Source organism: Aeromonas sp. FDAARGOS 1419, assembly GCF_019047045.1.
Classification (GTDB): domain Bacteria; phylum Pseudomonadota; class Gammaproteobacteria; order Enterobacterales; family Aeromonadaceae; genus Aeromonas; species Aeromonas veronii.
Genome location: NZ_CP077209.1, coordinates 1,865,546 through 1,891,440, shown reverse-complemented (window position 1 = coordinate 1,891,440; position 25,895 = coordinate 1,865,546). Strand labels below are relative to the sequence as shown.

General features: G+C 57.4%; 29 protein-coding genes. 19 read left to right on the top strand and 10 right to left on the bottom strand.

All coding sequences use genetic code 11. From position 1 onward, the window contains the following. Nucleotides 1-54 precede the first annotated feature (54 nt). The 5 genes from pdhA to I6L49_RS08405 all read left to right on the top strand — a co-directional run bounded on the left by pdhA (nucleotide 55) and on the right by I6L49_RS08405 (nucleotide 4,033). A complete protein-coding gene (gene pdhA / locus I6L49_RS08425; RefSeq protein WP_216951201.1) occupies nucleotides 55-1,143 on the top strand; it encodes a pyruvate dehydrogenase (acetyl-transferring) E1 component subunit alpha in 1,089 nt (362 codons plus the stop codon). Continuing rightward, nucleotides 1,136-2,122 carry an alpha-ketoacid dehydrogenase subunit beta gene (locus tag I6L49_RS08420; RefSeq protein ID WP_216951200.1) on the top strand — a complete coding sequence of 329 codons (987 nt, stop codon included), beginning with the start codon at nucleotides 1,136-1,138 and terminating at the stop codon, nucleotides 2,120-2,122. The genes pdhA and I6L49_RS08420 overlap by 8 nt, the downstream gene beginning before the upstream one ends. Then, a complete protein-coding gene (locus I6L49_RS08415) occupies nucleotides 2,119-3,219 on the top strand; it encodes a dihydrolipoamide acetyltransferase family protein (RefSeq protein ID WP_139406387.1) in 1,101 nt (366 codons plus the stop codon). Before I6L49_RS08420 ends, I6L49_RS08415 begins: the two co-directional genes overlap by 4 nt. Before the next feature lie 208 nt (nucleotides 3,220-3,427). Then, on the top strand, nucleotides 3,428-3,637 hold the full coding sequence (locus I6L49_RS08410) for a cold-shock protein (protein ID WP_005302803.1): 210 nt from the start codon (nucleotides 3,428-3,430) through the stop codon (nucleotides 3,635-3,637). 90 nt (nucleotides 3,638-3,727) lie between these two features. Next, on the top strand, nucleotides 3,728-4,033 hold the full coding sequence (locus I6L49_RS08405; protein ID WP_216951198.1) for a hypothetical protein: 306 nt from the start codon (nucleotides 3,728-3,730) through the stop codon (nucleotides 4,031-4,033). Here the strand turns inward: I6L49_RS08405 and I6L49_RS08400 are convergent. After that, nucleotides 4,020-4,268, bottom strand: a complete 249-nt coding sequence (locus tag I6L49_RS08400; RefSeq protein WP_005334209.1) for a TIGR02647 family protein — start codon at nucleotides 4,266-4,268, stop codon at nucleotides 4,020-4,022. The genes I6L49_RS08405 and I6L49_RS08400 overlap by 14 nt on opposite strands. Before the next feature lie 245 nt (nucleotides 4,269-4,513). Here I6L49_RS08400 and I6L49_RS08395 point away from each other — a divergent pair, with 245 nt between their 5' ends. Then, nucleotides 4,514-5,062, top strand: a complete 549-nt coding sequence (locus I6L49_RS08395) for a hypothetical protein (RefSeq protein WP_216951197.1) — start codon at nucleotides 4,514-4,516, stop codon at nucleotides 5,060-5,062. A 159-nt stretch (nucleotides 5,063-5,221) separates the two neighbouring features. Beyond that, complete coding sequence (locus I6L49_RS08390) at nucleotides 5,222-5,614, top strand: DUF2750 domain-containing protein (protein ID WP_005334204.1); 393 nt, start codon at nucleotides 5,222-5,224, stop codon at nucleotides 5,612-5,614. 94 nt (nucleotides 5,615-5,708) lie between these two features. Here I6L49_RS08390 and I6L49_RS08385 read toward each other — a convergent pair whose 3' ends face one another. From I6L49_RS08385 to I6L49_RS08370, 4 genes are all read right to left on the bottom strand, one after another. Continuing rightward, nucleotides 5,709-7,559, bottom strand: coding sequence for an extracellular solute-binding protein (locus tag I6L49_RS08385; RefSeq protein WP_216951195.1), 1,851 nt, complete (start codon nucleotides 7,557-7,559; stop codon nucleotides 5,709-5,711). 127 nt (nucleotides 7,560-7,686) lie between these two features. Then, the gene (locus I6L49_RS08380; protein WP_216951193.1) at nucleotides 7,687-8,433 is read right to left on the bottom strand and encodes a DNA-binding transcriptional regulator YciT; all 747 of its coding nucleotides are present in this window, start codon (nucleotides 8,431-8,433) and stop codon (nucleotides 7,687-7,689) included. 94 nt (nucleotides 8,434-8,527) lie between these two features. Further along, entirely contained in the window at nucleotides 8,528-10,960 is a 2,433-nt protein-coding gene (locus tag I6L49_RS08375; protein ID WP_216951191.1) for a formate C-acetyltransferase/glycerol dehydratase family glycyl radical enzyme, read from the bottom strand. Nucleotides 10,961-10,964: 4 nt separating this feature from the next. Then, entirely contained in the window at nucleotides 10,965-11,861 is an 897-nt protein-coding gene (locus tag I6L49_RS08370; RefSeq protein WP_216951189.1) for a glycyl-radical enzyme activating protein, read from the bottom strand. 128 nt (nucleotides 11,862-11,989) lie between these two features. Here I6L49_RS08370 and fsa point away from each other — a divergent pair, with 128 nt between their 5' ends. Further along, complete coding sequence (gene fsa, locus I6L49_RS08365; protein ID WP_216951187.1) at nucleotides 11,990-12,643, top strand: fructose-6-phosphate aldolase; 654 nt, start codon at nucleotides 11,990-11,992, stop codon at nucleotides 12,641-12,643. Nucleotides 12,644-12,775: 132 nt separating this feature from the next. Then, nucleotides 12,776-12,955 carry a hypothetical protein gene (locus I6L49_RS08360; RefSeq protein WP_128816504.1) on the top strand — a complete coding sequence of 60 codons (180 nt, stop codon included), beginning with the start codon at nucleotides 12,776-12,778 and terminating at the stop codon, nucleotides 12,953-12,955. Nucleotides 12,956-12,972: 17 nt separating this feature from the next. Here I6L49_RS08360 and I6L49_RS08355 read toward each other — a convergent pair whose 3' ends face one another. Next, nucleotides 12,973-14,172 (bottom strand): HD-GYP domain-containing protein, encoded by a 1,200-nt coding sequence (locus I6L49_RS08355; RefSeq protein WP_005350638.1) that lies wholly within the window; start codon nucleotides 14,170-14,172, stop codon nucleotides 12,973-12,975. Nucleotides 14,173-14,340: 168 nt separating this feature from the next. Here I6L49_RS08355 and rsuA point away from each other — a divergent pair, with 168 nt between their 5' ends. Then, a complete protein-coding gene (gene rsuA, locus I6L49_RS08350; protein ID WP_108542280.1) occupies nucleotides 14,341-15,033 on the top strand; it encodes a 16S rRNA pseudouridine(516) synthase RsuA in 693 nt (230 codons plus the stop codon). A 19-nt stretch (nucleotides 15,034-15,052) separates the two neighbouring features. On the opposite strand, the gene I6L49_RS08345 is transcribed toward rsuA, so the two are convergent. After that, nucleotides 15,053-15,952, bottom strand: a complete 900-nt coding sequence (locus I6L49_RS08345; RefSeq protein WP_216951185.1) for a DMT family transporter — start codon at nucleotides 15,950-15,952, stop codon at nucleotides 15,053-15,055. Nucleotides 15,953-16,108: 156 nt separating this feature from the next. On the opposite strand from I6L49_RS08345, the gene I6L49_RS08340 reads away from it, so the two are divergent. Together I6L49_RS08340 and yfcE are read left to right on the top strand one after the other, a co-directional pair. After that, complete coding sequence (locus tag I6L49_RS08340) at nucleotides 16,109-17,746, top strand: peptide ABC transporter substrate-binding protein (protein ID WP_216951183.1); 1,638 nt, start codon at nucleotides 16,109-16,111, stop codon at nucleotides 17,744-17,746. Nucleotides 17,747-17,756: 10 nt separating this feature from the next. Beyond that, entirely contained in the window at nucleotides 17,757-18,299 is a 543-nt protein-coding gene (gene yfcE / locus I6L49_RS08335) for a phosphodiesterase (protein ID WP_216951181.1), read from the top strand. Nucleotides 18,300-18,335: 36 nt separating this feature from the next. Here yfcE and I6L49_RS08330 read toward each other — a convergent pair whose 3' ends face one another. The 3 genes from I6L49_RS08330 to flgA all read right to left on the bottom strand — a co-directional run bounded on the left by I6L49_RS08330 (nucleotide 18,336) and on the right by flgA (nucleotide 19,844). Then, nucleotides 18,336-18,752 carry a flagella synthesis protein FlgN gene (locus I6L49_RS08330; protein WP_040066163.1) on the bottom strand — a complete coding sequence of 139 codons (417 nt, stop codon included), beginning with the start codon at nucleotides 18,750-18,752 and terminating at the stop codon, nucleotides 18,336-18,338. Next, nucleotides 18,749-19,069 (bottom strand): flagellar biosynthesis anti-sigma factor FlgM, encoded by a 321-nt coding sequence (gene flgM, locus I6L49_RS08325; RefSeq protein WP_005334177.1) that lies wholly within the window; start codon nucleotides 19,067-19,069, stop codon nucleotides 18,749-18,751. The genes I6L49_RS08330 and flgM overlap by 4 nt, the downstream gene beginning before the upstream one ends. Before the next feature lie 91 nt (nucleotides 19,070-19,160). Next, a complete protein-coding gene (flgA, locus tag I6L49_RS08320) occupies nucleotides 19,161-19,844 on the bottom strand; it encodes a flagellar basal body P-ring formation chaperone FlgA (protein ID WP_005334175.1) in 684 nt (227 codons plus the stop codon). A gap of 144 nt (nucleotides 19,845-19,988) precedes the next feature. Between flgA and I6L49_RS08315 the strand changes: the two genes are divergently transcribed. From I6L49_RS08315 to flgF, 7 genes are all read left to right on the top strand, one after another. Then, a complete protein-coding gene (locus I6L49_RS08315; RefSeq protein ID WP_216951179.1) occupies nucleotides 19,989-20,900 on the top strand; it encodes a chemotaxis protein CheV in 912 nt (303 codons plus the stop codon). Between the two features lie 17 nt (nucleotides 20,901-20,917). Next, a complete protein-coding gene (locus I6L49_RS08310) occupies nucleotides 20,918-21,742 on the top strand; it encodes a protein-glutamate O-methyltransferase CheR (protein ID WP_005350656.1) in 825 nt (274 codons plus the stop codon). 295 nt (nucleotides 21,743-22,037) lie between these two features. Continuing rightward, the gene (gene flgB / locus I6L49_RS08305) at nucleotides 22,038-22,436 is read left to right on the top strand and encodes a flagellar basal body rod protein FlgB (protein ID WP_216951177.1); all 399 of its coding nucleotides are present in this window, start codon (nucleotides 22,038-22,040) and stop codon (nucleotides 22,434-22,436) included. Further along, nucleotides 22,436-22,855, top strand: coding sequence for a flagellar basal body rod protein FlgC (gene flgC, locus I6L49_RS08300; protein WP_005350658.1), 420 nt, complete (start codon nucleotides 22,436-22,438; stop codon nucleotides 22,853-22,855). The genes flgB and flgC overlap by 1 nt, the downstream gene beginning before the upstream one ends. 15 nt (nucleotides 22,856-22,870) lie before the next feature. Beyond that, the gene (locus I6L49_RS08295; protein WP_005350659.1) at nucleotides 22,871-23,611 is read left to right on the top strand and encodes a flagellar hook assembly protein FlgD; all 741 of its coding nucleotides are present in this window, start codon (nucleotides 22,871-22,873) and stop codon (nucleotides 23,609-23,611) included. Nucleotides 23,612-23,621: 10 nt separating this feature from the next. Continuing rightward, nucleotides 23,622-24,995 (top strand): flagellar hook protein FlgE, encoded by a 1,374-nt coding sequence (gene flgE, locus I6L49_RS08290; RefSeq protein ID WP_042080196.1) that lies wholly within the window; start codon nucleotides 23,622-23,624, stop codon nucleotides 24,993-24,995. A gap of 141 nt (nucleotides 24,996-25,136) precedes the next feature. Then, nucleotides 25,137-25,883: a flagellar basal-body rod protein FlgF gene (flgF, locus tag I6L49_RS08285; protein ID WP_005334159.1), complete on the top strand. Its 747-nt coding sequence runs from the start codon at nucleotides 25,137-25,139 to the stop codon at nucleotides 25,881-25,883. Nucleotides 25,884-25,895: the final 12 nt, after the last annotated feature.

Genomic DNA, 25,895 nt, shown 5'->3' with positions numbered 1-25,895 from the left:
TTACATCTAGGTGTCACCAGCATCGGTGACGTCTACAACGGCAAGGAGCCAGTTATGACCCATGTCGACATCCCTTTCCTTCGTTACCTCGATGCGGAAGGGTGCCCGGTCGCCACCTTACCGACCTGGCTGGACAAGGCGATACTGCACACCTTCTACCGCAATATGGTGATGGTGCGCAGCTATGACAAAAAAGCGATTGCGCTGCAACGAACCGGCAAACTCGGTACTTTTCCCTCCCATCTCGGCGCAGAAGCCGTGGGGATTGGCATTGGTCTGGCCATGCAGCCGCAGGATGTCTACGTCCCCTACTATCGGGACATGCCCACCCTCTATGTGCGGGGCGTACCGATGGAGAAAAACCTGCAATATTGGGGCGGTGACGAGCGGGGGAGTTATTTTCTCAAACCAGATGGGACTCCCTCTGAAGATCTCCCCATCTGCGTCCCCATCGCCACCCAGATCACCCACGCCTGCGGTATTGCCTCTGTCTTCAAACTGCGTAATCAACCGCGTGTCGCCGTAGTCACTATCGGCGATGGCGGCACCTCCAAGGGGGATTTTCTGGAGGGGCTCAACTGCGCCGGTGTCTGGCATCTGCCGATGGTCATCATCGTCAACAACAACCAGTGGGCCATCTCGGTGCCACGCAAACTGCAATCGAGCGCTCCTACGCTGGCCCAGAAGGGGATTGGCGCCGGGGTGCGCAGCCTGCAGGTGGATGGCAACGATGTGGTGGCGGTCTACGATGCTGCCCGCAGTGCCGTCGAACGGGCCCGCAGCGGCAAGGGGCCGACTTTGATCGAGGCGGTCAGTTATCGTCTCGGCGATCACACCACGGCCGACGATGCCACTCGCTATCGCGACGGGGCCGAGGTCGAGGCCGCCTGGGCCAAGGAGCCGGTCAAGCGGCTGCGCCAGTTTATGCATAGCAAAGGGTGGTGGGATGAAGAGCAGGAGCAGAGCCTGCTGGCGGAGGCTACCCGAGAGGTAGAGCAGGCGGTTGCCCGTTATGAGGCGATGGCGCCCCAGCCGCCGGAGGCGATGCTCGATTATCACTACGCCAGCCTGCCCGCCGAACTCGTGCCCCAGCGCGAGCGAGTGATTGCCAAGGGGATGAAGCAGGAGATGGGCCATGAGTGAGATCAGTTTGCTGGAAGCGGTCAACATGGCCCTTCACTACGAGATGGAGCACGACCCGGATGTGGTGGTGCTGGGCGAGGATGTGGGGGTCAACGGCGGGGTGTTTCGCGCCACAGTGGGCCTGCGCGACAAGTTCGGTTTCAAGCGGGTGATCGACACGCCGCTGGCCGAGGGATTGATCGCCGGGGTGGCGGTCGGCATGGCGACCCAGGGGCTCAAGCCGGTGGCTGAGTTCCAGTTTCAGGGTTTCATCTTCCCCGGGATGGAGCAGGTCATCTGTCAGGCGGCGCGGATGCGAAACCGCACCCGTGGCCGCCTCTCCTGTCCTCTCGTCTATCGCTCCCCCTATGGCGCTGGCATTCACTCGCCTGAACATCACAGCGAGAGCGTCGAGGCGCTGTTTGCCCATATCCCTGGGCTACGGGTAGTGATCCCCTCCAGCCCGAGACGCGCCTATGGCCTGCTGCTCTCGGCCATCCGAGATCCGGATCCCGTGATGTTTTTTGAACCGGACCGCATCTATCGCTCGATGAAATCCGAGGTGGTGGATGACGGTGTCGGCCTGCCGCTGGATGTCTGCTTCACCCTGCGCCCGGGCCGGGATATCACGGTAGTGGCCTGGGGGGCCTGCATTCAGGAGGTGATGCGGGCGGCGAACCTGCTGGCCGAGCAGGATATCCAGTGCGAGGTGCTGGATCTGGCCACCATCAAGCCGCTGGATATGGAGACCATCCTCACTTCGGTGCGCAAGACCGGCCGCTTGCTGGTGGTGCATGAAGCGTGTGGCAGCTTCGGAGTCGGGGCCGAAATTGTGGCGCGGGTGACCGAGCAGGCACTCCCCAGCCTCAAGGCGCCGCCCAAACGGCTGACCGGGGTGGATGCCGCCGTTCCCTACTATCGCAACGAAGCGTATTACCTCATCACCGAGCAGGATATCGCCGATGCCGCTCACCAGCTGATGGAGAACCAGTGGCTATGAAATTTTTCAAATTACCGGATCTGGGTGAAGGGTTGGCCGAAGCCGAGATCGTCGAATGGAAGGTGAGTGCCGGTGATACCGTTGCGGTCGATCAGGTGCTCTTGTCGGTGGAAACGGCCAAGGCGCTGGTGGATGTGCCTTCTCCGGTGGCCGGGGTGATTGCCCGTCTCTGCGGCGCCGAAGGGGATATCCTCCATATCGGTGCGCCGCTGGTGGAGTTCGAGGGTGGCGAAGATGATGGCACCGTGGTGGGCAAGGTGAGCGCCCATCAGCAACATATCGAGGATCACTTCGTGGTGGGGGCCATTGCCCCGGGGGGATCGCTGGTGCAAGCGATGCCTGCCGTGCGCCTGCTGGCGCAGAAGCTGGGTTTGGAAATCGACCGGATCAAGGGAAGTGGCAGCGGCGGCATGGTGACCGAGCTGGATGTGCAGCAGGCATTCGAGGTCCAGCAAAGCAGTGGCAACGAATTCCTCAAAGGGTCACGGCGGGCCATGGCCAAGGCGATGGAGCTCTCTCATCAGACTGTGGTGCCGGTCAGCATCACCGATGAGGTGGATTTGCGTCACTGGCGCCCTGATGAGGATGTGACGGTGCGCCTTATCAAGGCCATTGGCGTGGCGTGCCGCGCCGAGCCCTCGATGAATGCCTGGTTTGATGGCGACACCCTGTCACGGCGGCTGTTCAAAGAGGTCAATGTAGCCATCGCGGTGGATTCAAAGCATGGCCTTTATGTGCCGGTGATGGAGAATGTGGCCGAGCGGGAGGGGGCGGATATCCGGCAGGGGCTGGATCGGATGATCGCTGATGTTAAGGCGCGCGCCGTGCCCCGCGAGATGTTGCATGGGGCGACCATTACGCTCACCAACTTCGGCGCCATCGCAGGCCGTTATGCCAGCCCCATCGTCACGCCGCCGCAGGTGGCCATCATAGGGGCAGGCAAATTGTTCGAAAAAGTGGTGTTCATCCATGGTGAAGCGCGTCCCGTCAGGGCATTGCCGCTGTCGATGACATTTGACCACAGAGCCTGTACTGGCGGGGAGGCGGCTCGTTTTCTCAGAGCGCTGGTGGAAGCGTTGGAAGCAGCCACCTTATAACGGTTTGTGCCCTGTCATTGGCAGGGCACAAATTTGTTTGCGTAATCTACAAAGCCACGTATAATCCAAACCAGCTTGAAAGGGCGATAGTTATGTCAATGAATACGATGTTTCACATCTTGTCCTGTTGTTCATAAGTTAATCCCGTTTTTTGAGCTTTACCCGCTGAAAAGCATAAGTAATTATTTTGAATACAGGTTTAAAAGATATGTCTAACATGATCACCGGTACCGTTAAGTTTTTCAACGAAACCAAAGGTTTTGGCTTCATCCAGCAAGAAAACGGCCCGGACGTTTTCGTTCACTTCAGCGCCATTCAAGGTAACGGTTTCCGTACCCTGGCTGAAGGTCAGCGCGTACAGTTCTCTGTGACCCAAGGTCAGAAAGGCCCGCAGGCTGAGAACGTAACCGCTCTGTAATTCTTACAGAATTTAAGAAAGCCGTGGTACCCCTGGTGCCACGGCTTTTTGTTTATCTGGCTTCTGCTACTGACTCCCATGTGCTGAATCATGCTGCTATCGCTCCTGCTTGCTGCCACCTTGACTTCGACGTCCGATGCGCCGGTACCGGTTCAATCCGCGATGGAAGCGCAGGTGATCTGCCAGCAATTTGTCCAGGTCCGGATGGGCACTGCACAGCAACCTGATGAGGTGAATGTGCGACTGGTACCTGAAAGGGAGGGGGAGTGGCTGGTGGATGGCAAAGTAAAAGGACCCGAAGGTCCTTTGCTGTTTGCCTGTCATCTTCACCAAGGGGAGCGCTGGGAGCTACTCAACTTTTCGCTCTGGGCACCACAGCCGGTCAAAGCGGTTTGAGTGCGACCAACAGATGTTGCAGGTGTTCAACCATGGTCATACCAAACGGGGTGAGATAGCCGCCATCTTCTGCGCTGATGAGCCCCTGTTGATGCAGACGGGCTGCCGCTTGGCACAACTCTTCAGACATATCGCTGCGTAATTTAATCCCCAGGCTCATGTTGGCCGGATCAAAGCATGCCAGTATTTTCAAATCGTTCACGAATTCGTTAGAAACCTGGTCGATCCCAATCATGGATTTACTCCTTACGCTAAAGATGTATGCAAACTAGCATCCCCGGATCCACTTTAGTGGGCGCTGGCTCAAATTATTGATCTTTGGCTGGATGCTGCGTTTCAAATGCTGTTTTTTTCGGCGTAATCAGATGGTTGGCTGACAGCTTCGTCAAGGGCCGAGCCGGACCAAACGTGGTAGGATAGGGCACTTCTTTATATCGGACGGTCTATTGGTGGCTGTTCGCCCTGTTCAAGGTATCGCTCATGGTCAAGATCACTCTGGTATCCCTGCTGCATTCACTTTGTACCCGCTTTCCGGTTTACCCCGCTGCTTCGTTGACGTCCCTGTTGGATGCCCATCAGGGCGAGGTGTGGTTACCTGCACGCAAGGGGGCCGACATTGCGCTGTTACGCAAGCATGCCAAGGGGGCTCATGAGCTGGCGTCACTCGATGCGGGCTGGTGTGATTTTGCCGCCAGCGACAGCGGTGATACACCCGAGCTGGATGCGCTGGCCAACTACGACAGCGAGATGATGGATAACCTGCTGATGTACTGGCACTGCGCCGCCAAGATCAACAGCCCGATCACCGATAACCTGTTCGAGTTGCGTCGCGAAGTGGTGGATGAGGCCCACGGTGCCAAACTCGCTGCCGCCTGGGAGCAGCAACAACAGCTGCGTTTTGAGCAGCTGATGGCGATGGCGGCCAATGGCCGGGATCTGCTCTGCTTTGTCGAGGTGGAGTCCGCCTACTGGCTGCGGCAAAAGCTGAGCGAGCAGCCTGATGTGGAGCTGATCATCCCTGCGCTGTAAAAGGGGCAATATGATGGCTGGCGGTCTCGCTATCGAGGAGGCTGCTCTATCCTTATTTGCGTCATTGTCCTCCCCATCCGGTGCCAAGGGGCTGCAAGCTGGACAAGCTGACGACAAGATGTGAACATGGCGCCCTTTATCGAGAGAGAGACTTGGCCAATGAGCTATGAACTGAGCGACACCGAGCGCAATGCCGCGCTGCAACTGAACGCAGATTACCGTTACGATCACTTCATCAGCAAGCTGGTCGAGCATGAAGAGCTGTTCGTCCTGACTGACGAGCATGGCGTCATGATGCTGACCACCGACGATGAAGATTGCATCCCGGTATGGCCGCACCCGGAGTACGCCAAGGCGTGGGCCGAAGGCGAGTGGGCCGATTGCAAGCCGCAGTCCATCACCCTGAAGGTATGGCTGGAGCGCTGGGTTGACGGTATGGAGCAGGACGAGCTGTGTGTTGCCGTGTTCCCGACCCCGGATCAGGAAGGCATCGTACTGGAGCCGGCTGACGTGGCTGACGCCATTGCCGAGAAGCAGGCCAAACGCGGCTGATCACCGAGCTATTCGCAACACCGGTTGCCAACAAAGACCCCGCTATCTGGCGGGGTCTTTTGTTTTAAGGACTTTTGCCGATGGGCTGATGCAATCAGGGCTGGCGATAAGTGGTGTCGATGATGGGCGCGGCCGGGAAGGTCTTGCCGCTCTTGATGGCTGCCCTGGTCTCGGATTTTAGCTCTTCATCGATCCACAGCAGACCGCCATAGCTGTAACCGCTGTTGTCGCCACCGAGGGGCCAGTAGAGCTGCTCGCTCTTGGGGGTGGCAGGTACTTTTGGCAGTTTTATCCAGCGCCAGGCTCCTTCCCGGGTGTAGGGCACCTGATAGGCGGGGACGAAGCTCGCCAGCTCATAGAGCCGCTGCTGGATCTGCCGTGACAGGGCCGCCTTTTTGGCAAAGTCGAACTCCTTGTCATACTGCTCCACCAAGGCCGTGATGGCGTCATCATCGATGTTCATGATGTTGTTGGTCTGGGGTTTGTTGGCGTTGACCTTGTGGAAGAACTCCCAATAGGCGGGATAGCGGCTACCCGCCCAGGCCATCCAGGCGCTCTGGTGCTTTTTCTCCAGCATCGATTTGAAACCGGCCGATGCATCCATCAGGTTGAGCTCCAGATTAAGCCCCGCCTTCTTGGCCTCTTCCCGCAACAGCGTGAGCCGCTGGGCGTGCTCTGCGGTGGTGTAGGTGATGGCGAGGGTCAGTGACAGCCCCTTGTCGTTTTGCAAAATTCCCTGCGGCCCCACTTTGTTGAAACCGGCTTTGGCAAAGTATTCCCGTGCCAGTTTGGGAGCGAACGGACGGGCCTTGATCTCGCTGTTGGTAAACTCACCCTGACCTGAGCCATAACTGTTGAGTCGCTGGTAATCCCCCCGCAGCAGGGTGGTGAGCATCTTGTCGAGGTTGAGGGCATGCTGAACCCCGAGCCGCACATCTAGATTATTCAGCAGCGGATCGGCGGTGTTGAGATAGAGCCCCATCGGCGATTGCGGAGTCTGATTGTAGAACCAGGTACGCCCGATATACCCCTTCTCGAACTCGGCGGTTTTGGTCTTGTCGTGCCACCAGTTGGGCATCACCAGCGGGAAGCTGTCGAGATCGCCGCGCAGGAAGTGCTGCCAGGCGATGTTCAGATCCCTGAGCACCTTGATCTCGATCTGCGCGGGATTGAAGCGATGCTGGAAGTAGCGCTCGTCATCTCCCCACCAGTTTTCAATCCGTTTGAAGGTGACCGATTTACCCTTTTTCACCTGATCGATCTGATAGGGGCCGGTGACCGGCAACACCTTCCAGTTGTACTCCTTGACCCAATTGCTAGTGAGCTTGATGGCATGGCTCGGCTCCGGGCTGATGGGCAGCGACTCGAGCAGATCCTGGCGGCTCTTTTCGGTGCCGCTGGTGATGGCCAGGGTGTGATCATCAAACTTGGTGATGTCTGCTATCTGGGTGCTGTAGTAGTTGTTGTACCAGGGGTCGTTGATCTCCTTGCTGCGCATCATCTTGAGGGTAAAGAGCCAGTCATTGGCGGTGACCGGTTGGCCGTCTGACCAGCGCGCTTTGGGATTGATGCGAAAATAAAGGGTCTTGTTGTCGGCGCCGAAGGCCCACTCGTTTGCCAGCATCGGCATGGGGTTGCCGGTGACGGGATGAGTGCTCAGCAGTGGCAGGTTGGTTTCCCGCACGTAACCGGCAAAGCCGCCGTTGGAGTCGGGGCCATATTTGCGCAAAGTCAGGGGGAAGCTGGTCATAAAGGTGCGAAAGGTGCCGCCGCGTTTGGCGGTCGGATCGGCATAGAGAGGATCCTGGTTGTTGCTCTCCCACTTCAAGTCGGCGGGCAGCGTGGCACTCCAGCCAAACGGGCTCCAGCACAGGGTCAGGGTGATGGCGGTGGCGCGAATGATAGGGGAGAGTCGGCGCTCCCCGGCGGTGATGGTCGATGGCATGTCCTTGCTCTCCTGAAGTCTGCTTCCTGCAGATCACGCACTGGTGATGTCAGTCCCGATGGGGACTGGCTCATCATGAAAATTTTATTCTGTCAGGTCAATGAAATAGCGTGAATTAGCGGGTGGCCTAGGCCGCAACGCAGTGCAGGGTGATCCCCTTGGCCGCAATGGCAGCCCGCATGGGGGCGGGCAAGGCATCGTCGGTGACCAGCACCTTGATCTGGCCCGGCGCGCCAAGCTGGCTCGGGTGGATGGCGCCAAATTTGCTGCTGTCGGTGATCACCACATTGGTCATCCCCTTGGCCAGCACGCTGTTGACCACGTCGGCCCGCATCATATCGCGGCCGGTGAAACCCATCTCGGGATGAAAACCGTCGACCCCGATAAAGGCCTTGGAGAAGTGCACCTGCTCGATACAGAGGCGCGTCAGCGGCCCCACCACGCTCTCGCTCTGATGCTGGAACAGCCCGCCAAGCAGCACCACCTGAGCCGGGGTGTCTTTGAGCAGATGGGCGATATAGCTGCTGATGGTGATGATGGTGACCTGTTTGTGCAGGGCCAGATGGCGCGCCAGCATGGCGTTGGCGCTGCCCCCCTCGATAAAGACCGTCTCGCCATCTTCCACCAGCTGGGCGGCTCGCTCGGCGAGGCGCTCCTTGAGCAGGTAATTGATGTTCATCCGGGCATCCGGGTCATCGGTCTCCAGCGCCATGGCCGAGCCGTGTACCCGTCTGAGCAGTCCCTGTTTCTCCAGCGCGGTGAGGTCGTTGCGCACCGTCACCTCAGACACGCCTGTGTGTCGGGAGAGTTCACTCACGCTCATCTTGCGAGCCTGATGGACCAGAGTGAGGATCAGTTGGTGGCGTGGATTCATGGTGCGCTCACATGCAAGGTGGTGGATAGCGGCAAGCCACCCGAGGGTGGCTTGCCAATCATATGACGTCACAGGCGCCATGGGGAGCGCCCCGTCAGAGACTGTGCTCGGTGCGGGCGATGATATCATCTTGCGCATCCGGGGATAAGGCGGTGAAGAAGGCCGAATAGCCCGCCACTCGCACCACCAGATCCCGGTATTGATCCGGATTGGCTTTGGCTGCCAGCAGGGTCTCCCGCGAGACGATGTTGTACTGCACATGCCACCCCTTGTGCACTTCGAAGAAGGTGCGCAGCAGGCTCATCAGCTTGGCCTTGTCCCTCTCGTTCTCAAGGCTCGCCGGACTCAGCTTCTGGTTGAGCAGCACCCCGCCGAGGATGGCCGCCGTGGGCAGCTTGCCGATGGAGTTGAACACCGCCGTCGGGCCGAGACGATCCGAACCCGAGGAGGGGCTGGCCCCTTCCGCCAGCGGCGTACGGGCATGGCGACCATCCGGGGTGGCCATGGTGGCAGCACCGAACGGCACGTTGGCGGAGATGGAGGAGGTGCCCGCATAGTAGGTGCCACCGATGGGGCCGCGCCCGAAGCGGGTGTTGTGCAGTCCCTTGAGCTCGTCGATGTAGCTCTGGTAAGCCTGCACCAGCAGCAGGTCTACCTCGTCCAGATCGTTGCCATATTTGGGGGCGGTATTGGTGAGGCGCTGGCGCAGCTGCTCCCCCGCCAGCCCGGCAAAGTCTTGCTCCAGTGCGGCAGCCAGCTCGTGCTGCTCCACCACGCCCTGCTCGAACACCAGTTTCTTTAGGGCAGCCAGGCTGTTACCAAGGTTGGCGATCCCCACCTGCAGACCTGAGACCCAGTCATAGACGGCGCCCCCCTCCTTGATGGTCTTGCCGCGTTCGATGCAGTCATCCACCAACGTGCTGCAGAGGATGTCATGGGCTTGAGCCTCCAGCACGCTGTCGACCACGCAGTCGATCTCGATGGATTTGCGGGTGAAGTAGCGCACCTGCTCATCCCAACGGGCCATCACCTCGTCAAAGTTGCCAAAGGTCCCTTCCCGCAGCGACTGGGATTGGGGCAGGAAGACCTTGCCGGTGGTGGCATCGCGGCCACCATCAAGGGAGGCCAGCAGGATACGGGCGAAGTTAATAAAGCTCATGCCGGTGCAGCGGTAGCCCCATTTGCCGGGCACGGCGGTCTCGATGCAGCCGATGGCGGCGTAATGGTGGGCATCCTCCACGCTTACCCCGAGCTTGATGAACTCGGGGATCACCACCTCGTCGTTGTTGAAGGCGGGCATGCCGAAGCCGCAGCGGATCACCTGAATGCAGGCGTCGAGGAAATCCTCGCTCATCCCGGCGTGGTAGCGCACCGAGAGGTTGGGTTGGGTGGATCGCAGCTGGCCGCAGGACTCCAGAATCGCGTAGGAGAGGCCGTTGACCGCATCATGGGCACTGCCATCCCTCCAGTTCTGGCCGCCGATGGTGACGTTCTGATAGAGCGGGCTGCCGGCGGAGGCCTTGGAGTGGGTGCCGGAGCGGATCTTGTTCACCTCCAGCAACTTGAGCCAGCACCCTTGCAGCAGTTCGATGGCGCGTGTCCGAGGCAGGGATTCCGACAATTCCACCTCGCGGCGATACCAGGGGTAGAGGTATTGATCCATCCGGCCAAACGACACCGAATGGCCGTTGGATTCGATCTGCAGGATGAGCTGGATAAAGTAGCAGAGCTGCAGTGCCTGCCAGAAGGTTTCGGGTGGCTGGTGGGCGATGTGGGCGCAGTTGAGCGCGATGGTCTCAAGCTCGTTTCGGCGCTCGGGGCGAGATTCTTGTGCTGCCATATCATGGGCAAGTGCGGCGTAGAGCGCGATGTGATCGCTGACTGCCTCCAGGGTGATGGCGACGGCGTGCAGGAACTGCTCGCGCTGCAGATCGGCCCAATCCGCCAAATCCAGCCGACTGCGGCGCTCGGCCACCTTGGCCTTGAAGCCATCGAGACCCAGCGTGAGCAGCTCCTCATAGTTGACCGCGAGGTGGGCATCCCCCGAGGTCATGTTGCCCTCGGCCTTGATGATGCCGCTCTCCAGCAGCGCTTTTTGCTCGTCGGTAAAGAGGCCGAAGCAGCGATCCTGCACCGTCTGGCCGCGCCAGAAGGGGGTGAGGGCGTGGATGATCTCTTTGTCGGTTTCGCTGACTGCAAAACCGGCGCCGGGTCTGTCTGCCAGCTCGTCGATCTCCTTCTCAATCCAGCTCACCGTGTATTCGGGAAACAGCGGCGCCGCCCGTACCTGACTGGCCTGATTGCCGACGATCAGCTCGTCGTGCTTGATCCAGATGGTGCGCTCCTTGAGGTGATGGGCCAACGCCAGCGCGCGGCGCACCGGCAGCGGCCGGGCGAGGTGAGCCTGATAAGCTTCGGTGTAGTGGCGGGCACGCTCGGTGCAGACCGGCGGCTGAACGATGTGGATCAGGCTCTCTTTGTGGGCGCGGATCCGCGGGCTGAGGGTATTGAGGTCGAGCTGGGTCATGATCTTATCCTCTGGTCACAGGGGTCAGCCCCTGACGTTGGGCGTATGCGTGGGCAAAGCTGAGTAAATCGGGAGCGTCGAGCGGTGTGTCCGGCGCCTGATAGGGCAGATCCAGCAGGGCATATTTGCCCATCCCCAGGGTGTGATAGGGGAGGAAGTGGATCTCCTGCACGGTGCAGAGGCTGGCGGCGGTGTCGATGATGGCGCTGATCGATGCGCGGTCGGCATTGAAGCCGGGAATGAGCGGCACCCGGATCTGCATGGGCACGCCGCGCTCGGCGAGGCGCTTGAGGTTCGCGATGGGCTGCTCAACCTTGCCGCGGGTCCAGTGGAAGAAACGTTCTTTATCCACGTGTTTGAGATCCGCCAGCACCAGATCCAGTGAGGGGAGGCTTTGCTCAATCTGGTGCCAGGGCACATGCAGGCAGCTCTCGACCGCCGTGTGCAGCCCTTCTGCCTTGCAGCGGGCGAGCAGGGACGCGGCAAAGTCGGGCTGCATGAAGGGCTCGCCGCCGGAGAGGGTGACGCCACCGCCGCTGCGCTCGAAGAAGGGGCGATCCCGCAGTATGGTGTCCATCAGGGTGTCCAGGGTGTCATCCCGACCGCACACCTGTAGCGCTTCGCTGGGGCAGAGGCCGCGCAGCCGTTCCATATCGTCGGCCTTGAGGGCAGAACGGCTGAGCTGGATGCCCTTGCTGTCACGCAAGATTGCCGGACACGCCTGGCTGCAGAGCTGGCATCCCTCGATGCATTGGCGTCGGTCGAGTAGTATGTCCGGCTTGGGAGAGCGGCTTTCCGGGTTTTGACACCACAGGCAAGCCAGCGAGCACCCCTTGAGAAACACCAGGGTGCGAATGCCGGGGCCATCGTGAGTTGAATATCGTTGCAGGTCGAAAATCATACCGCCTCCTTTTGTATTTGCATTCTATTTTCTTTCATTCGAAAGTTGATTTGATTTCGATCAAGCTGTTTGCAGATGTTTTATCGCTAGAATGGCGACATATTGAACATCCCTTTAAGGAGTTAGAGATGGAGCTGTATCTCGATACCGCTGATGTGGCGGCAGTGCGTCGCTGGTCACGGATCCTGCCGTTGGCCGGTGTCACCACCAATCCTTCCATTACCGCCGCCGGGGGATTGCCGCTCTGTGAGCTGCTGCCCGCCCTGCGCGACGTGCTGGGCCCTAAGGCGCGCCTGTTTGCCCAGGTGATGACCAAAACCGAAACCGAGATGGTGCGCGAGGCATTTGCCCTGCGTGAGCTGGACCCGGATCTGGTGATCAAAATCCCGGTATGCGCAGAGGGGCTGGCTGCTATCAAGAGCCTGACTGCCAACGGTGTGCCGACGTTGGGCACCGCTGTCTATACCCCGCTGCAGGGTTGGCTGGCTGCGGTGGCGGGTGCGGAATATGTCGCGCCCTACGTTAACCGGCTGGATGCCCAGGGCGGCGATGGCATTGCCACCGTGCAGGAGCTGCAACAGCTGCTTGCGCTGCACGCGCCGAACAGCAAGGTGCTGGCGGCATCATTCCGTACCCCGCGCCAGGCGCTCGACTGCCTGCTGGCGGGTTGCCAATCGATTACCTTGCCGCTCGATGTGGCGGAGCAGTTGCTGAATGTGCCTGCGGTGGATGCGGCATTGGCGAAGTTTGATCAGGATTGGCAGCGCGCCTTCGGTCGCTGATCCCGGTGACAAGCTGATTGCCGTGATTGAGAGGGGGAGGGTGAAGAAGCGCGGGTGATGGGGATTGACCGACTAGACTGGAAACAGGTGGCCACCTTCGCGGGCCGCCCTGCAGTCTACCGGAGGTATCCCATGAGCGACCATCTGCTGCTCCCCCATGGTGAAGATTTGCGTCGTGCGGTGCGTTGGCTCAGCGAGCATCATCAGCACGATATCGCCGCCATTGAAGAGGCCAGCCTGCGTTTTGATCTCTCGCCGCTGGATGAGGAGTTTCTGATCCGGCACTGGCTCGACAGCCAGCGCCAATCATGAAGATCCGAGGTGAGGGATTAGAAGAAGTTGGCGAGGTTGATGCCAAACTCTTTGGGGTCGACCGTGTTTTCGATGCTCTCCTGCACCCCTGACTTGGCCAGATCCAGCCACTGTACATCGAGGTAGTGACGCTGGGTGGCGTGATAGATCACCTTGACCACTGGCTTGAGCGGCTGCTGCTCGTTGCGCTGCATCACGATAGCCAGGCGCTGGTTTGAGAGCTGTACCAGAGTGCCCACCGGATAGACCCCCATGCACTTGATGAACTTGGTAACCAGTTCGGCATCAAAGTGCTGATTGATCCCCTTGAGCAGAATGCGGAAGGCCTGGGTCGGTTGCATACCTGCTTTGTAGACCCGATCCGCGGTGATGGCATCATAGACATCGACGATGCCGCTCATCCGGGTATAGAGAGAGAGCTGCTCCCCCTTGAGTCGCTGCGGGTAGCCGGAGCCATCGAGCCGCTCGTGGTGGTTGGCGGCTACCTCCAGCATGGTGGGGGTAATGCCAGGGGTATTGCTGAGGATCTCGTAACTGTGCACCACATGCTGACGCATGATGGCGAACTCCTCATCGGTCAGCTTGCCCGGTTTGTGGAGCACCTCGTCCGGGGTCATGATCTTGCCCACGTCGTGCAGCAGGCCACCCAGGGTCAGCTCCTTGAGTACGCTGCGCTCAAGCCCAAGATAGCGGCCGAAGTTGGCCAGCAGAATGGCCACGTTCATGGAGTGCTCCATCAGGTAGGCATCCTTGGCGCGAATACGGGCCAGACAGAGCATGGCATCGCCGTGGGTGAACATGGTGTCCACCATCTCTTCGGCGACTTCGGCCAGCGGAGTGATGTCGATGGGCTCACCCGCTTTGAGGTGGCGAATGAACTTGCCTTGCAGCTCGCGCGCTTCCTGATAGAGGCGGCGGATTTTAAGCTCCCGTCCTTCGCCGTTGGCACTGGCACGGCGCCCTACCTGGGCGCTGTTGGCATTGAGGTCGGGGGAGGTAACGGCGTCACTCTCGGCACTGCCCAGTTTGCTGCGGGCCAGATCGATGCGTACCGTGAGCACCCCCTGACGCACCAGATTGGCAATTTGCGCCACGCTGGTCACCAAGCCCATCTGGGCGATCTCCATCCCACCTGTCTGGCTGGCGATAGCAATGACATACATGCCGGGTTTCAGCTGGTTGACGGGAATGACGGGATAGGATGCTTGAGACTTCATGAGGGCTTCCTGACTCTTATTATTATGAGTATCGTTCGGATGGGTCACACCGGAGAAGTGTAACATCGGATGACCAGTTCGTCATAATTGGCAACCCCTTAACAGTGGCGTTGTCGCCTCCGCCCGATATAATGACGCCCCTTTACTTGTTGGACTCCGAGGTTGTGAATGCGGCTTGATAAATTTCTGTGCGATTGTTCCGATTTGACCCGCTCGCTGGCAGGCAAACTGATCCGTCAGGGTGAGGTCATGGTGGATGGCATTGTGGTCAAGCAGCCCGCCTTTCATATCAATGAGCAGAGCCAGATCGAGTTTGACGGCGTGCTGCTGACGCTGGAGCAGCGCAACCGCTATTTCATGCTGCACAAGCCGGAAGGTTACGTCTGCTCCAACGAGGATCCGGATCACCCGACCGTCTTCTTCCTGATGGATGAACCGGCGATGGGCAAGCTGCACGTAGTGGGTCGCCTCGACCTCGATACCACGGGTCTGGTGCTGGTGACCGATGACGGTCAGTGGTCCCACCGCATCACCTCGCCGCGTCACGAGTGTGCCAAGACCTATCACGTTTGGCTGGCCGATCCGGTGAGCCCGGATGCAATCGAGCTGTTCGCCGAAGGGGTCTACCTGCGTAACGAGACCGATAAAACCCGTCCTGCCCAGCTGGAAATTCTCGGTGAGTGCGAGGCCCGCCTGACCATCCACGAAGGCAAGTACCATCAGGTCAAGCGGATGTTTGCCTCCATCGGCAACAAGGTCGTTGGCTTGCATCGCGAGCGGGTGGGTGGCCTGACGCTGGATGAAGATCTGGCCCCCGGTGAATACCGCGAGCTGACCGCTGAGGAGATTGCCCTGTTCTGATCAGGGATGGTGCCGGGTGTCAGTGAGTGCTGAAACCCAGCACCAGCGCCGTGCCCAGGGTGGCAATCAGTGCACCCGCCCAGGCGGCAACGGATGGCCGCTCCCCCGAGTGCCACCACAACAGCGGCAGCAGCAGTACCGGCGTGGTGGAGGAGAGAATGGCCACCATGCCCACCTCTCCCTGCCGCAACGCCATCAGGATCAGCGTCATCCCCAGCCCCATCGCCAGAAAACCGTTGGTGGCAATCATGGCGAGGATCTGGCGATTGACCGGTTTGAGCGGCATGGCCAGCGGCAAGCGCCCCAGCCGCAGGACGCAGTGGGCCAGCAGGGCACTGCCCATCCGGATACCCGATGCACTCACCGCATCCACCTCACCACTCATCATCACCGGTTTGGCGATGATGGCTCCCACGCTTTGACACAGTGCCGCCGTCAGGCCAAGGCCAATTCCCAGCGCCAGATTGCCACGGATCTGCTCCCACTCGTTGCTGCTACTGCGTCTGCCAAACAGGATCGCCAGCATCACGCCGGCAAAGACCAGCATGGCCCCCAGCAGTCGCCAGCCTGTCAACTGTTCATTAAAGAGCCAGAGCCCAAGCAGGGCGGAAAACAGCGCATGGCAGGAGAAGAGCAGGGCACTGCGTCTTGGCCCCAACCGGTTCATGCAGGCAAACAGCGCGGTATCGCCCACGAAGATGCCGACCAGCCCCGAGATGGCGAGCAGGGGCAGGGCGCTTGCGGTGAGGGTTTGCCAGCCACCGGTGAGCAGACTCATGGTGCCGAGCATCAGGCTGACCAGAAACATGCGCCAGCGGCTGTAGGCAAATGCGCCGAGATGACGGGCCGGTTTGACCGAAATTAGCGCTGCAATTGCCCATAAACTGGCCGACGCGAGGGCCAGCCACTCATAACCCATAAAAACTCCTGAAAAAATTAACCCGAAAGACTCCATCTCCCGGGCAAGCCCGATACAATACGGGGCGTTTTCGGGGATAACAAGAGCGGCATCAGGCATTCATCAGGCGCGCCGTCGGCCTTCCCCTCCTGCAGTGGTTTTATTCGAGGTTTTGTCATGAGGTATGGTTTCTTCCCCAAGCTGGCGCAACGCTGGCTCTCCCCGCTATTGCTTGCCGTGCTGGCAGGGCCACTGGCCCATGCCACCACCGTTGAGCAGCAGCCTCTGCTTGCCGATCGGCAAACCCTGGTAAAGGGCAACGGTGCCGAGCCGGAGTCGCTGGATCCGGCGCTGGCGCGCTCCGGTTTTCCGGGGGAGGCGGTACTGGTCGATCTGTTTGAAGGGCTGGTCAGCGAAGATGGGCAGGGGAATATCGTTCCTGCTCAGGCACAGCGCTGGGAGGTGAGTGAAGATGGGCTGGAGTGGCGATTCTTCCTGCGCCCTCAACTGAAATGGTCCAATGGCGAGCCGCTGGTGGCCGCTGATTTTGTCTATGCCTGGCGCCGTCTGCTCGATCCGGCCATCAACTCCCCTTCTGCCGGATTGCTGCTGGCAACGGGGATCAACAATGCGCAATCTATCTATGCCGGTGCGCTGGAGCTCGGCAATCTTGGCATTGAAGCGCAAAGCGATCAGATTTTGAAAATCACTCTGGAGCGGCCGGCTCCCTATTTCCTGCAGCTCATCAGTCAGCGCCCCTTTGTGCCAGTCAATCAGAAGGCGATAGCCAAATTTGGCAAGCAGTGGACCGAGCCCGGCAAGCTGGTGAGCAATGGTGCTTACCGGCTGACAAGTTGGACGCCAAACGAGCGGATAGAAGCCGAGCGCAATATCCACTACTGGGATGACCTTCACACCCGTATCGGGCGTGTCACCTATCTGCCTATCACCTCGCAACATGCCGAACGGCTGCGCTATGAGGCTGGTGAAATCCAGCTCACCAACAAGGTCTCCCTCGGCTATTACCAGAAGATGAAGCGCGAGTCTCCAGAGCGGCTCTGGGGCTTGCCGCTGTTTGGCACCTATCTCTATGCGTTCAATTTGAAGCGCCCCGAACTGCAGGATGTGCGGGTGCGTCAGGCGCTCTCCATGGCGGTTGATCGACAGCAGCTCATTGGGTCGGTGAGCGGGCAGGATGAACAGGCGGCATGGTCGCTGTTGCCGGAGATGCCGGGTTACCCCCGGGTGATATTGCCTGTGGCGCTTGAAGATATGCCAACCCGCCAGGCCAAAGCGGCAGCGTTGCTGTCAGCGGCCGGGTATAACAGTGCCAATCCACTCAAGCTGAGCATTACCTACAACAGCGCAGAAACCCACAAGCAGATGGCGATGGCCATTGCCGCCATGTGGCAGAAGCTGGGGGTACAGGTCACCCTCAATAGTCTGGAGTGGGGTGCCTATCAGGTGGCCAAGGATAGCGGTGATTTCCAGGTGGCCAGAAGCTTCCTGTTTGGCGATTACGTGGAGCCGTCTGCCATGCTGGGCAGCTTCCGTTGTCAGGATCTGCGCAACGAGAGCGGCTACTGCAATCCCGACTTTGATCTGTTGCTGGAGCAGGCTGCCAATACGCTGGACAGCGCGAGCCGGGTTGAACTCTACCGGCATGCCGAACAGTTGCTGCTTGAGGAGGCGCCGATCCTCCCCGTGTATCATTACAATCAGATGAGACTGGTCGATCCCGCGCTGCGGGGACTGCCCAGCCAGAATTTGAAAGGGACGATTGCCACCAAGGATCTCTATTTCAGCCCGCAGTGAGGAGCATTTCATGAAACTTGCCATCATTTCCGACATCCACGGCAGCATCATTGCGCTGGAGCGGGTGCTGACCCAACTTGAGCCCTGGCAGCCGGATCACTATCTGCTGCTCGGCGATCTGCTCAACCATGGCCCGCGCAATCCTCTGCCGGAAGGGTATAACCCGGCCGCTGTGGCCGATCGGCTCAACGAGTTGGCTCCGCAGATCATCGCGGTGCGGGGCAATTGCGATTCCGAAGTGGATCAGATGCTGTTGCGCTTTCCCATCACCGCCCCCTACAACCAGCTGCTGGTCGATGAGCGGCGCTGGTTTGTCAGTCATGGCCATCTTTATCGCCCGGACGAGGTACAACTGCCGGAGGGCAGTCTCTTCCTGAGCGGCCACACCCATGTGCCTGTGCTGGAGTGGCAGAGGGCGCGGGTATTGATGAACCCGGGGTCGATCTGTTTCCCGCGCGGCGAGTTGCCTGCCAGTTACGGGAGCTATGAGGACGGGGTACTGCGCGTCAATGCGTGTGAGGACGGGCGAGAGTTGTTGCGACTGGTGCTTTAAAACGGAGTGCAAAAATGCAAGGCCTGATAAGAGATGTCAGGCCTTGATACCGTAGGAGCGGGTGCCAGAGCGAGTATTACCCTTGGCGTCATAGGTCAGGCTGTTGCGATCGCGCAGCTGACTCAGAAAGGTTGCCAGACGACGGTTTGAGACGATGCTCAATTCAAGCAAGCGACCGTTGATATCATTTTGTGCCTGGCAGGCATCCAGTTTTGCACGAAGCTGCGCCATCTCGTCGGGATAGGCTGCCAGCTGCAGTGCCAGTTCCGGCATCTCTGCCAGTGTCTTGTCCAGGGTTTCTATCGCAGCAAGCAACTGCTGTTTGCGCTCGGTCAGTGCGGGCAGGGCCAGTGCCTGATGCTGTTCGAGCAAACTGAACTCCTCTTCCAGAATGCCTTGCATCTGGCTGAGGTAATCATCTTGGGTGTGCAGTAACGAAGGTAAATCCATCATCCCAGAACTTTGTCCAGATTGGCCTCGAAACTGAACATCTTCTTGGCCACAGCGTCGCTGTTAACCTGATATTCACCACTCGCGACGGCTTTTTTCAGCCGTTCGACCTTGCTCTCATTGCCGGTCGAGGCGGTATTGAGGTTTTGTTGCATCTTTTGCAATTGTTGCGCCTCACTGGTCAAGGAGACGGAGTCAAGCTTGACAGTAGCCGCTTTGTTTTCGGGCGATGAGGTGACTGACTTGCTGCCTGTCCCCTGGCTATTAGCGGTATTTTGCAACCGATTATTCGCCAAGTTGTTGATATTGTTGATGGCCATTTTAGTTACCTTCGTCTGCTTTAAGGTTTGCTTACCTGTTTATCGGTGCGGCAGATCAAAACTTTAGAAAAAAGTTGTCAAGGATCCGGATTTAAAAAGTGACCGATACGGCACCTACTGCACTGACTTTACCCTCAACGGTTTTGCCGGAGCGAATATTGACGAGTTTGATGATCTCTCCGAAGCTGCCATCTTGCAAGGCTCGGGCCATGGTTTTGATCTGGAAGTTGCTATTTTCTGCCGTCAGGGTGACCTGATCCCCTTTGCACACGACACAAACCTGGCTCAAACGGATGGGTTGCCCTGGTTTTAGCTCCCGCTTGCTGCGTACTCCGACAAGAGGGGCTGTGTCAGTCAGGTAGTCGCCGCGGATAAGGGTCTGATCCTGATAGGCCAACACCAGCTGGCTTTCACTCAGCAGGTCCCCCTTGGCGATGGGGTTGGTCACAGTGACATAGGGCTTTTGAATGCTGACCCGCACCGGGAGATAGACGTCCCAGGGCCTCTCTTCCTCACATTTAAGGTAAACTGTTGTATTACGGCGAATTTCCATTTTTGCTGGTAAGCTGATAGTGAGCAGATCTTCGCAGCGGGTCAGTGGGAGCCGTTCATCCAGCGTGGCAGAGGTGACCTCGGCTCTGGCATCCAACGGAATATCCAGCTGGCTGTAAACGAACTCTTGTGCCTTTTCTTGCAGATAAGTAGTGACGTCCGAGGCGTAGCTGGAAGATATGCTGCCAAAAAAGAGGCTGATGAGTAAAAGTCGGTTAATCATTTTCGCTCGTTGGTCGATAAGTTGTTCACGCATATCACCATATTTAACTATGATTGCTTCAGAATCTGTTCGTTGTCACATCGATAGTCTGACGCAATCCATCACGCATGCATGATTAATGCCAAGCGTTTTTAGGGAGTGTTTATGGCCAGTATCCTGGACTCGGTCAACCAACGTACCCAGCTAGTGGGGCAAAACCGGCTGGAGTTGTTGTTGTTTCGTCTCAATGGACGTCAAAGATTTGGCATCAACGTATTCAAAGTGCGTGAAGTGTTGCAGTGCCCCCCCTTGACCGTGATGCCAAAATTGAACTCCTGCATTCGCGGAGTGGCTCATATTCGTGGCCAGACGATCTCGGTTATCGACCTCAGCATGGCGGTTGGCAAACGCCCGATTGATGATCTGAGCAAATGCTTCATTATCATCTCCGAGTACAACCGCTCTATTCAGGGCTTTTTGGTGCATTCGGTCGAGCGCATCATCAATATGAACTGGGAATCCATCCTGCCTCCGCCTAAAGGTGCGGGTCGCATCAACTACATGACAGCCGTGACTGAAGTCGACGGCGAGTTGGTCGAAATTCTTGATGTTGAGCGGATATTGAACGAAATTTCGCCGGTTGCAACGGATGTGAGTGAGGAGCTGGTTCAGGCCAGTGTCGACCACCCTACTCTGGGGCGTCCTGTTCTTGTTGCGGATGACTCCTCAGTGGCACGCAAACAGGTACAACGTGCGCTTGAGGCTATCGGTGTCGAGTGCGTGTTGGCAAAAGATGGCCGCGAAGCATTGAACATGCTGCTGGACATGACCAAAAATGGTCCTATCAAGGATCAGGTTGCGCTGGTTATTTCGGATATCGAAATGCCGGAAATGGATGGCTATACCTTCACTGCCGAGATCCGGAATAATCCCAATCTCAAGGATTTGCATGTTATTCTGCATACCTCGCTCAGTGGAGTATTCAACCAGGCAATGGTGCAGAAAGTTGGTGCGAACAATTTTATCGCCAAGTTCCAGCCTGATGAATTGGCCAAGGCCGTACAAAACGCACTCTAATAAAGAAGAACAGCTGCATGAAGACACTTTCGGACGACTTATACAAACAGTTCAGCAACTTTCTGGCGGTACAGAGCGGAATTGTGCTGGGGGATAACAAACAGTATCTGGTGAAGAGCCGTCTTTCACCTTTGATGGCTCAGTTTGGCATCGAGAGTCTGTCTGATCTGGTTACCCGTGCAATGAGTGTGCGAGAGCGTGACCTGAAAATGGCCGTGGTGGATGCCATGACGACCAATGAGACCCTCTGGTTTCGTGATACCTATCCGTTTCAGCTTCTTACCGACAAGATTTTCCCCGAGTTGGGGAAAAGTGGCCGCCCCATCAAGATCTGGTCGGCTGCATCCTCGTCAGGTCAGGAACCCTATTCCATTGCCATGACGGCACTGGAACAGCAGATGAAAAAGCCGGGTACCTTGCCTGGTGGCGTGCAGATTGTCGGGACGGATATTTCGACGACCATGCTAAATCAGTGTAAGGAAGGCGTTTACGATAGCCTTGCTCTGGCGCGCGGTTTGTCACCGGAGCGCAAGAAGATGTTTTTTGAGCCCTACGGTGACAACAAGATGCGGGTTGCTGAGCGAGTCAGAAAATTGACCACCTTCCGGCCACTCAACTTGTTGGAGAGCTATAGTCTGCTCGGCAAGTTTGACATTATTTTTTGCCGTAACGTGCTCATCTATTTTGCGCCGGAAGTGAAGTCGAAGATCCTCAACCAGTTTGCAGCCAGTCTCAACCCCGGTGGATATCTGATGCTGGGTGCGTCGGAGTCACTGGCCGGGTTGACTGATCGGTTTGAGATGATCCGCTGTAATCCGGGGATTGTCTACAAGGTCAAATAGGCCTGACCGCCTTGATATTCGGGGTCTGCCGAATATTGCCACCTCATGTAAAGAGGGAAGCTACGAGCTTCCCTCTTTCTTTATCTACAGCTCAGACTTTCTATTTACCTACCATATCTCGCCACTGCAAAAATGGTTGCAACCTTAAGGTGGCCAAATGATGCCGTCTGACTCAAGGCACGAGATGCTCCTGCCGTTTTCGGTCTGAACTGTGCTCATACCCAAACCATCGAACTGAGTGATTTGCTTATGGCACACCTCTTGCAAACAAAATAAACCAAGCAGGAGGTGTGCTATGGCTCTTTCATTTGACAAGGCATTCGGTGTGCATCAACACACCATAAGCGTTCGCGCCAAGCGTGCTGAGGTGCTTTCCAGCAATATTGCCAACGCAGATACCCCAGGCTTCAAAGCCAGGGATATCAATTTTGCTCAGGCATTGCAGGAGGCTCAGTCGCATCAGGGTTTTGGTTTGGCAACGACCAGCGAAAAGCACTTTGCCTTGAATATAGACGCCCCGGGTACCGTGCAATATCGCAACCCGCTGCAACCGGATACCGGTGACGGCAATACAGTCGATGTGCAGCAGGAGCGCAGCGAATTTCTGCGTAATAGCCTCGAGTATCAAACCTCCCTTGAATTTATGAATAGCAAGATCAGTGGCCTGCTAAAGGCCCTGAAAGGAGAGCAGTGATGAGTTTGTTCAAGGTCTTTGACATAGCAGGCTCGGCTATGAGCGCACAGTCAGTACGCCTCAACACGGTTGCCAGCAACATGGCCAACGCGGACAGCGTCAGCTCCAGTGTGGAAAATACTTACCACGCCAGGCGGCCAGTCTTTGCCGCCCAGCTCGATCAGGCTATGTCTGACAAGCAGGGCTCGGTCGGGGTTGAGGTGAAGGGGATTGTCGAGAGCAAGGCGCCACTACTCAAGGAGTACAACCCCAACCACCCGATGGCGGATAAAGACGGTTTTATCTTCAAGCCAAACGTCAACATGGTTGAAGAGATGGCCGACATGATCAACGCCTCGCGCAGCTACCAGACCAACGTACAGGTTGCAGATTCGGCCAAGAAGATGCTGCAGCAGACGCTCCAGCTTGGCAAATCCTGATAGGAGGGATGCAGCATGGTCGATACAACCAATAATGTGAACGGCATCAGCCGTACCACGACCCAGACGACAGGCACCACTACAACGCCGAAGAAAGAGCTGGATCAAGCTTCTTTTCTGAAGCTGCTGACCATGCAGCTGTCGTATCAGGATCCCTTCAAACCAGTTGATAACGCCCAGATGCTCTCCCAGATGACATCTATGTCGACTTCTGAGGGGATCAACAGCTTGTCCACCCAGATGGGCAATCTCAATACTCTGATGACATCTAGTCAGGCGCTGCAAGCCTCTGCACTGGTCGGACAAAATGTGCTGCTCCCTAGCAATATCGGTTATTTGGAGAAAGAGGGGTCCATATCCGGGGTTGTGGCTGTCGGTGTCGAGAACAAGTATTCGAATGTGAAAATCACGGTGGAAGATGAAAAGGGCCAGGTGATAAAGGAGTTTCCTCTGGAAGGGGATTTACGCGGCAATGTTGAATTTGCTTGGGATGGTAAAGACAAGAGTGGCAATCCGGCCAAGCCTGGAAAATACGTGATTAAAGCTAACGGCACCATGGATGGAAAGTCGGAGAGCATCTCTGCCCTGACCTATGGCAAGGTTGATAGTGTGGTCTTGGGGAACGGAACCAACCCGACTCAACTCAATCTGAGAGGTCTAGGCACTACAACGCTTAACAGTATCCTGCAAATTTCAGGATCTAATCAGAATAAACCAACAACTCAGTCAAAAACCACGTCGACAGCATCGATCTAAGGAGCTGGATATGTCATTTAACAATGCCTTGAGCGGTGTCAACGCGGCACAAAAAGACTTGAACGTCACCGCTAACAACATTGCCAACGTTAATACCATGGGCTTTAAGGAGTCCCGAGCAGAGTTTGCGGATGTTTACGCCAACTCCATCTTTGTCAATGCCAAGACCCAGGTCGGTAATGGTGTGGCGACTGGCGCGGTTGCCCAGCAGTTCCATCAGGGGGCGCTGCAATTTACCAATAACGCACTGGATCTGGCTATTCAGGGTAACGGCTTCTTTGTGACCTCTGACGGTCTGACCAATCTGGATCGCACCTACACCCGTGCCGGTGCCTTCAAGCTCAATGAAAACAGCTATATGGTCAACAATCAGGGCCATTATCTGCAAGGCTATGAGGTGAACGTTGATGGAACGCCAAAAGCGGTGAGCATAAACGCAACCAAGCCTATCCAGATCCCGGATCGGGCAGGGGAGCCGAAACAAACAACCAAGATTGAAGCCAGCTTCAATCTGAAGTCTGATTCAACCCCGTTGGCTGCAGGTAACACTGCTGCAGACGCCTCCATTTTTGATCCGATCAATAATCCTAAAAGTTATGCCTCATCTACATCGGTCACTATTTATGATTCATTGGGTTCTCCTCATGTGATCACACAATATTTTGTCAAGGAAGCTGACCCAGCTGATGTGACAAAGCCTGCCAATCCTACCGCTTGGCGTATGTACATGTATGAGGGGGATAAACCCATTGATGTTGCGGGGGGAGTTCCAACAACGATGGCGGCTGGTGTGACTCCTGTTCCACCGCTTGCCGCACGCATCACCTTTGGTGCTGATGGCAAGATGGTGACGCCAACAACACCGGCAACCATCAAGACAGAACAATTGGGGGTCGCGCCCCCGGCAGGTGCTGGCATTATCACCAACGGTGCAGATCCCACCCAGGAAGTTGAGATTCAACTTGGCACTGTGACTCAGTATTCTTCTCCGTTTGAAGTCAACAAGTTGACTCAAGATGGCTCTACTGTCGGCCGTTTGACCAAGGTGGAGATCACGCCAGACGGGATTGTCTCTGCTACCTATAGTAATGCCACCACACTCAAGGTCGCTATGGTTGCCATGGCAAAATTTGCCAACTCGCAAGGATTGACTCAGGTTGGCGATACCTCCTGGCGACAGTCCCTGCTCTCTGGCGATGCCTTGCCGGGGACGCCGAACTCGGGCACTTTCGGGACCATCAAATCATCGGCGCTGGAGCAGTCCAACGTGGATTTGACCTCGGAGCTGGTTGACCTGATCACTGCCCAGCGTAACTTCCAGGCCAACTCTCGTTCTCTGGAGGTCAATAGTTCGCTGCAGCAAACCATCCTGCAGATCCGTTAATCTCGCAATAAATGATAATGAGAGGGGGCTTGGCCCCCTCTCTGTTTCTGTCGCATTCCCATCCTTATCCCCCCATATTTCTGCTGTTGGCACTCTAATTGCATTTCTCCTGTCAGAGTCATCTGTTTGACGGAGAATTCCATGGATCACCTGCTTTATATCGCCATGTCCGGGGCCAAAGAGACCATGAACAGCCTGGCTGTTCGCGGCAACAACCTCGCCAATGCCAATACCACCGGCTTCAAGTCCGATTTTGAGCAGGCCAGAAGCATGCAGGCGTTCGGAGAGGGCTTGCCAAGCCGGGTGTTTGCCATGGCTGAGCGCCCGGGTCAGAACCTGCAGCATGGCATGCTGATGACCACCGGACGGGATCTGGACGTGGCGGTGGATGGTCCTGGCTGGATTGCCGTGCAGGATCCCAAGGGCGGCGAGGCCTATACCCGCATGGGGAATTTGCAGGTCAATGCGACCGGCAATTTGCAGACCTCGACCGGTCTGAATGTGGTGGATGACGGTGGTCAGCCCATCGTGCTGCCGATGCCGATGGAGAAACTCGAGATCAATCGGGATGGCACCATCAGCGGTCGTCCGGAGGGGGCAGCCGCCAACTTGCCGGAAGATTTTCAGCGGATCAAGCTGGTCAACCCGGCCGCCGATGCGGTGGAGAAGGGGCAAGATGGTCTGTTTCGCCGCAAAGATGGCCAGAATGAACCCGCCTCTGCCAATGTCGGCCTGATTGCCGGCTCCCTTGAGGGGAGCAACGTCAATGTGGTGGATGAGATGACCAACCTGATCCGGCTGCAACGCCAGTTCGAAACCCAGGTCAAAATCATGAAGACGGCCGAAGAGAATGATGAAGCTCAAACCCAACTGCTGCGAATCAGCTAATCAAGGAGTTAC

Coding starts and splice junctions, on each gene's coding strand:
- I6L49_RS08330 (WP_040066163.1), bottom strand. CDS start 18,752: ATGATGGATTTACCTTCGTTACTGCACACCCAAGATGATTACCTCAGC.
- I6L49_RS08375 (WP_216951191.1), bottom strand. CDS start 10,960: ATGACCCAGCTCGACCTCAATACCCTCAGCCCGCGGATCCGCGCCCAC.
- I6L49_RS08345 (WP_216951185.1), bottom strand. CDS start 15,952: ATGGGTTATGAGTGGCTGGCCCTCGCGTCGGCCAGTTTATGGGCAATT.
- flgC (WP_005350658.1), top strand. CDS start 22,436: ATGAGTTTGTTCAAGGTCTTTGACATAGCAGGCTCGGCTATGAGCGCA.
- I6L49_RS08415 (WP_139406387.1), top strand. CDS start 2,119: ATGAAATTTTTCAAATTACCGGATCTGGGTGAAGGGTTGGCCGAAGCC.
- flgA (WP_005334175.1), bottom strand. CDS start 19,844: ATGATTAACCGACTTTTACTCATCAGCCTCTTTTTTGGCAGCATATCT.
- pdhA (WP_216951201.1), top strand. CDS start 55: ATGACCCATGTCGACATCCCTTTCCTTCGTTACCTCGATGCGGAAGGG.
- yfcE (WP_216951181.1), top strand. CDS start 17,757: ATGAAACTTGCCATCATTTCCGACATCCACGGCAGCATCATTGCGCTG.
- I6L49_RS08340 (WP_216951183.1), top strand. CDS start 16,109: ATGAGGTATGGTTTCTTCCCCAAGCTGGCGCAACGCTGGCTCTCCCCG.
- flgB (WP_216951177.1), top strand. CDS start 22,038: ATGGCTCTTTCATTTGACAAGGCATTCGGTGTGCATCAACACACCATA.
- rsuA (WP_108542280.1), top strand. CDS start 14,341: ATGCGGCTTGATAAATTTCTGTGCGATTGTTCCGATTTGACCCGCTCG.
- I6L49_RS08420 (WP_216951200.1), top strand. CDS start 1,136: ATGAGTGAGATCAGTTTGCTGGAAGCGGTCAACATGGCCCTTCACTAC.
- I6L49_RS08400 (WP_005334209.1), bottom strand. CDS start 4,268: ATGATTGGGATCGACCAGGTTTCTAACGAATTCGTGAACGATTTGAAA.
- fsa (WP_216951187.1), top strand. CDS start 11,990: ATGGAGCTGTATCTCGATACCGCTGATGTGGCGGCAGTGCGTCGCTGG.
- I6L49_RS08390 (WP_005334204.1), top strand. CDS start 5,222: ATGAGCTATGAACTGAGCGACACCGAGCGCAATGCCGCGCTGCAACTG.
- flgM (WP_005334177.1), bottom strand. CDS start 19,069: ATGGCCATCAACAATATCAACAACTTGGCGAATAATCGGTTGCAAAAT.
- I6L49_RS08355 (WP_005350638.1), bottom strand. CDS start 14,172: ATGAAGTCTCAAGCATCCTATCCCGTCATTCCCGTCAACCAGCTGAAA.
- I6L49_RS08380 (WP_216951193.1), bottom strand. CDS start 8,433: ATGAATCCACGCCACCAACTGATCCTCACTCTGGTCCATCAGGCTCGC.
- I6L49_RS08310 (WP_005350656.1), top strand. CDS start 20,918: ATGAAGACACTTTCGGACGACTTATACAAACAGTTCAGCAACTTTCTG.
- I6L49_RS08410 (WP_005302803.1), top strand. CDS start 3,428: ATGTCTAACATGATCACCGGTACCGTTAAGTTTTTCAACGAAACCAAA.
- I6L49_RS08405 (WP_216951198.1), top strand. CDS start 3,728: ATGCTGCTATCGCTCCTGCTTGCTGCCACCTTGACTTCGACGTCCGAT.
- flgE (WP_042080196.1), top strand. CDS start 23,622: ATGTCATTTAACAATGCCTTGAGCGGTGTCAACGCGGCACAAAAAGAC.
- I6L49_RS08315 (WP_216951179.1), top strand. CDS start 19,989: ATGGCCAGTATCCTGGACTCGGTCAACCAACGTACCCAGCTAGTGGGG.
- I6L49_RS08370 (WP_216951189.1), bottom strand. CDS start 11,861: ATGATTTTCGACCTGCAACGATATTCAACTCACGATGGCCCCGGCATT.
- I6L49_RS08295 (WP_005350659.1), top strand. CDS start 22,871: ATGGTCGATACAACCAATAATGTGAACGGCATCAGCCGTACCACGACC.
- I6L49_RS08385 (WP_216951195.1), bottom strand. CDS start 7,559: ATGCCATCGACCATCACCGCCGGGGAGCGCCGACTCTCCCCTATCATT.
- I6L49_RS08395 (WP_216951197.1), top strand. CDS start 4,514: ATGGTCAAGATCACTCTGGTATCCCTGCTGCATTCACTTTGTACCCGC.
- flgF (WP_005334159.1), top strand. CDS start 25,137: ATGGATCACCTGCTTTATATCGCCATGTCCGGGGCCAAAGAGACCATG.
- I6L49_RS08360 (WP_128816504.1), top strand. CDS start 12,776: ATGAGCGACCATCTGCTGCTCCCCCATGGTGAAGATTTGCGTCGTGCG.